Here is a 4,080-nt window from a genome sequence, read left to right as displayed (position 1 = left end):
CCGTGGACGAATTAAAAGCGATGGTGCCAGCATAACCTACAACACCCTATCAACAACTAGGTAAAAGGCACACTCTCAGACTATTTGCACCAGAGCCCTAAGCGGGCCTTTGCTGATTTGATTGCACTAGCTACCGAGACGATCGTCGATGCGACCAGCCTAACCGTCGTCAACAGTGACCCACTCAGTGTCGACCGCCAACAGCGACTCACCCATTTTGAAGCCCGGCCTTTACTCGCGCCGGTAGATTTGTCCAACACCACGTCAATTCCGGTTACAACCATTCAGGCAACGACCCAGGCTAAACTTGCCGAGCTCCCACGAACAACTCAGCGGCTCGTCAACCCAGATCTTTACCCGGTCTACATGACGACCACACTCAGCCAGTTGCAAACTAGTTTGTTGAATAAAATGACGATACTAGCAGATTAACAAACGAACACGCGTAGCAACGACCAAAGCCACTTCTGTACTTAGCGTTCAAATGACCGCTAAGTACAGAAGTGGCTTTAGTTTATATCAAGTAACAGTTAGCTCACTGACCAGTAATTTGATCATGTTCACCCGGGGTCAATATTTTGGTCATCACCGTAATCAAATACGCTTGTTCGCGCTCAATTTCAGTTCCCGGCAATTCCAGCATTAACTGCGCTAGGTAACCGAATAGCTGCGATAACAAACTTTGCAGTATCAAATCATTCGGCCAATCCACAATCAAATGATCTGCTTTTAGTTGATTTATGACACTTCCCATCTGCTTGACCATCTTAGGCGCAATCTGGCTAAGAATCTGTTCGCGTCGTTCGGTGTCAAAAGCTGCCATTTCAAAAATGACCTTTAACTCTTTCACGTTAGCTTTAGCAAATGCAACTCGGTCCGTAAAAATTGCTGTGACGAATGCCTGTAGACTGGGATAACGCTGCCGTAATTCATCCTCTGAAAAATCACTCGCTAAGATTGGCACAATGTGCGCGGTAATTGGTGCTAAGATGGCATCCCGTAAGGCAGCCTTAGTCTTATACCGCCGATAGACCGTCCCCTCCGCAACGCCGGCCCGTTGTGCAATATCACTAGTACTGGTCTGGTCAAAACCCTTTTCAGCAAACAAATCGAGACTTGCCTGGAGGATGGCCCGTTGCTTAGGTGTAATCGTTTCATTCTGACTTAGATCCTGTTGAAAATAATCCCGTATCCGTGGTCGTTCCATATCCTCACACCTTCCGATAACGTTTCATTCCAACAATATTCAACATTGTTAGTACGACCATAAACCCTACTAATATTAACAAATTGACACCAATATCGCCAAGCCCAGCACCCTTTGTCACAACAGCCGTCATCGCATTAGCACCATAGTATAACGGCATGATGTGGGCAATTGCTTGCAACCAACTGGCCATGCCATCGACTGGAACCAACCCAGCAAAAAAGATTTGTGGTACAACAATCAGTGGAATAAACTGAATCATTTGAAATTCTGAGTTAGCAAAGGTGGAAATAAAGATACCCAAGGTCAAAGCCACTAACGCTAATAATAAGTTAGTCAGAAAGACCAGCCAAATACTACCAACTAAGTGAATCTTGAAGACCGTAATTGTGAAAACAACGGTCAGGACAGTCTGAATGATGGCAAAGCCCCCATAACCAATTAGATAGCCCATAATAATTTCACTCCGTCGAATTGGGGTTGCAAGTAGCCGGCTTAGGGTTCCAGTAGTGCGTTCATTCAAAAGTGAAACGCCAGAAATCAAGAACACAAAGAAGAAGACAAAGAAACCGAGAAAGGCTGGAAAAAAGTTTTCAAAGAACGTTGAATCACTACTACTATAAATATAATGAGACTTAGTCGTATAACTGGTTGCTTTAGCTGACTGAGTCGAACTAGACGTCGTGGCTGTGGCCTGCTTGAGTTGCTTTTGTAATTTCTCAGCAGTTGCCTGGTCACCGCGGGCCTGGGCTTGTGCAATGGCAGTCTTCAGCTTGGTCACCGTTGCTTGTGTCTGGGCTGCTGTCAGCTTCTTCAAAGCGGCTTGTTGCGATTCAAGGGCCGCGCGCTGTTTCTTAGTAACGGTCACCAGCGTCTTCATTTTCAACTTGACTAATCCTGATTGTAAACTCGCCTTAATTAAAGACGTGTTGGTTGGATTGCTATTTGAATAAGTAATCGTCAATTGACCATTTTTCTGAGTCAAATAGCCATCTAGATCATGCTGCTTAATCATTTTCCGTGCCTGTGAACTATCATAATGATGAATCGTCACGTTTTTGGTATCGATCACGTTAACCACGGATTGGTCTACATGATGAACACCCAAGCTTGCTACTTGCGTCGTGTTGTTTTGAAATAAGAAATACATCAGCGTCATAATCAGCAATGGTGCCAAAAACATCAGCGCCAAGGTACGCTTATCACGTAACATTTGCTTAAAAACTCGTCTAACGATTGCCATCGTTCGCATCTTGCATCCGCCCCGCTTTCAAAAAGACCTGTTCGATCGTATCTACTGCATACTGTTGTTTCAGTGCCGCGGGTGTCCCCTCAGCAAGCGCAATCCCGTGCCGAATCAACATGAGATAATCACACCGTTCTGCTTCGTCCATGACATGCGTTGTCACGAGCATCGACTTACCGGTATCCTTGATCTTATTTAGTTCGGTCCAAATTTGTTGCCGTAATTCTGGATCAATCCCAACGGTCGGTTCATCTAAAATCAATAATTGGGGATCCTGAATCAGGGCAATTGCCAACGACAAGCGCCGTTTCATCCCACCCGAATAGCCACTGACCCGCTTGTCTAATTGGGACGTTAAATCAACTAATCCGGCTGCATAATCAATCATCTGTGCTAACTTTATTTTTGGAACGCTCATCAATTGCCCAAACAAGGTCAGGTTTTCACGGGCCGTTAGTGTCTCATACAAAGCGTCACTTTGGGCCATATACCCTACTTGTGCCATTACCGCCCTATTGGGCATCACCGTATCCATGACTTTAACAGTGCCACTATCCACAGCTTCCATCCCTAAAATACTCTTGATCAAGGTGGTCTTCCCAGCTCCTGATGGCCCAATCAAGCCATAAATCATTCCAGCCGGCAGTGTCAAATCAATCTGATTGAGCACTTGCTGATGACCAAAGTGCTTGCTGACCTGCTTGGCGATGACATAATCCGTTACCATTTTAATAACCCTCTTTCTCAAAGCGAGTGTATACTCACTCACTTAATGGCCTTAGTATAATCAGTACATCTCGGTTTGTCAACATTAAAATGAGTTATCACTCACTTGTTTTGTTTCCGGCCTATTTGTCACCGCATTGCAAACAAAAATGCGCCACCCCGTTGTTGGGATGTCGCATTTTAATTAAATAGCAGCACTGATATAAGCGTTAGCAATGTTTAAGCCTACCGATTTTTTAATATTATTTTATTCATCAATTTCCGGCGCCGACCCAAGCTCTGCCTGAATCATCCAGATTTTCTTCTCAATTGCGGTTTTGAGACCAATGAAAATATCTTGGGTACTGAAGTCTTTTTCAACATCGGATACTTCAATGCCGTGTTGGTAAAGGTCTTCCAAGTAACGATAGCCATCAACTAAGTGTGCGAGGCGTTCTGGGGTTGTTTTGTCCCATTCACCAGGCCAGTCTTGAATCTTAGTGTTTTCGGCCATTTCTTTTAAGGTCGAGTAAGGACTGCCATCAAGCGCAATCAGCCGTTCAGAAATGACATCGAGTTGGCTGTCAATTTCTTCCATGAACTCATCCATCAAGGGGTGCAACTTCAAAAAGTTGGGTCCACGCATGTACCAATGCGTCTGATGGATAATCATTGACATCTGGCTCAAATCGGCAACGAGTTGATTTAATACTGCTTTGGTTTTCGTATATTTCATTAGATTGATCTCCTTTCGATATGGTCATTATAACATAGTGGTAGCTTAGGCTCTGGTGCAAAGTTTGCCTGGCAACTTCATTCTAGTATACTGAGTGACAAGAAACGAGGGATTGTGCGCATGAATTACTTTAAAGGACGCCACTTTCAACAGGATATCATTATAGTAGCCGTTGGCTACTATTTT

5 protein-coding genes are annotated in these 4,080 nt (G+C 44.4%); 1 reads left to right on the top strand and 4 read right to left on the bottom strand.

The window, feature by feature from the left end; all coding sequences use genetic code 11:
- Positions 1 to 84 precede the first annotated feature (84 nt).
- Positions 85 to 432 carry a hypothetical protein gene (locus EKM89_RS13510; protein ID WP_225421899.1) on the top strand — a complete coding sequence of 116 codons (348 nt, stop codon included), beginning with the start codon at positions 85 to 87 and terminating at the stop codon, positions 430 to 432.
- A 103-nt stretch (positions 433 to 535) separates the two neighbouring features.
- Here the strand turns inward: EKM89_RS13510 and EKM89_RS13505 are convergent, their stop codons facing one another.
- The 4 genes from EKM89_RS13505 to EKM89_RS13490 all read right to left on the bottom strand — a co-directional run bounded on the left by EKM89_RS13505 (position 536) and on the right by EKM89_RS13490 (position 3,894).
- Positions 536 to 1,207, bottom strand: coding sequence for a TetR/AcrR family transcriptional regulator (locus tag EKM89_RS13505; RefSeq protein ID WP_014975084.1), 672 nt, complete (start codon positions 1,205 to 1,207; stop codon positions 536 to 538).
- Between the two features lie 4 nt (positions 1,208 to 1,211).
- On the bottom strand, positions 1,212 to 2,459 hold the full coding sequence (locus tag EKM89_RS13500; protein ID WP_010620835.1) for an ABC transporter permease: 1,248 nt from the start codon (positions 2,457 to 2,459) through the stop codon (positions 1,212 to 1,214).
- On the bottom strand, positions 2,437 to 3,180 hold the full coding sequence (locus EKM89_RS13495; protein WP_125550759.1) for an ABC transporter ATP-binding protein: 744 nt from the start codon (positions 3,178 to 3,180) through the stop codon (positions 2,437 to 2,439). Before EKM89_RS13495 ends, EKM89_RS13500 begins: the two co-directional genes overlap by 23 nt.
- Positions 3,181 to 3,426: 246 nt before the next feature.
- Positions 3,427 to 3,894 (bottom strand): Dps family protein, encoded by a 468-nt coding sequence (locus tag EKM89_RS13490; RefSeq protein ID WP_003587210.1) that lies wholly within the window; start codon positions 3,892 to 3,894, stop codon positions 3,427 to 3,429.
- Positions 3,895 to 4,080 lie beyond the last annotated feature (186 nt).

The organism is Levilactobacillus fujinensis, from assembly GCF_003946335.1.
Classification (GTDB): Bacteria; Bacillota; Bacilli; order Lactobacillales; family Lactobacillaceae; genus Levilactobacillus; species Levilactobacillus fujinensis.
This window is presented reverse-complemented; position numbering and strand designations above follow the sequence as displayed.

Coding starts and splice junctions, on each gene's coding strand:
- EKM89_RS13505 (WP_014975084.1), bottom strand. CDS start 1,207: ATGGAACGACCACGGATACGGGATTATTTTCAACAGGATCTAAGTCAG.
- EKM89_RS13500 (WP_010620835.1), bottom strand. CDS start 2,459: ATGCGAACGATGGCAATCGTTAGACGAGTTTTTAAGCAAATGTTACGT.
- EKM89_RS13495 (WP_125550759.1), bottom strand. CDS start 3,180: ATGGTAACGGATTATGTCATCGCCAAGCAGGTCAGCAAGCACTTTGGT.
- EKM89_RS13490 (WP_003587210.1), bottom strand. CDS start 3,894: ATGAAATATACGAAAACCAAAGCAGTATTAAATCAACTCGTTGCCGAT.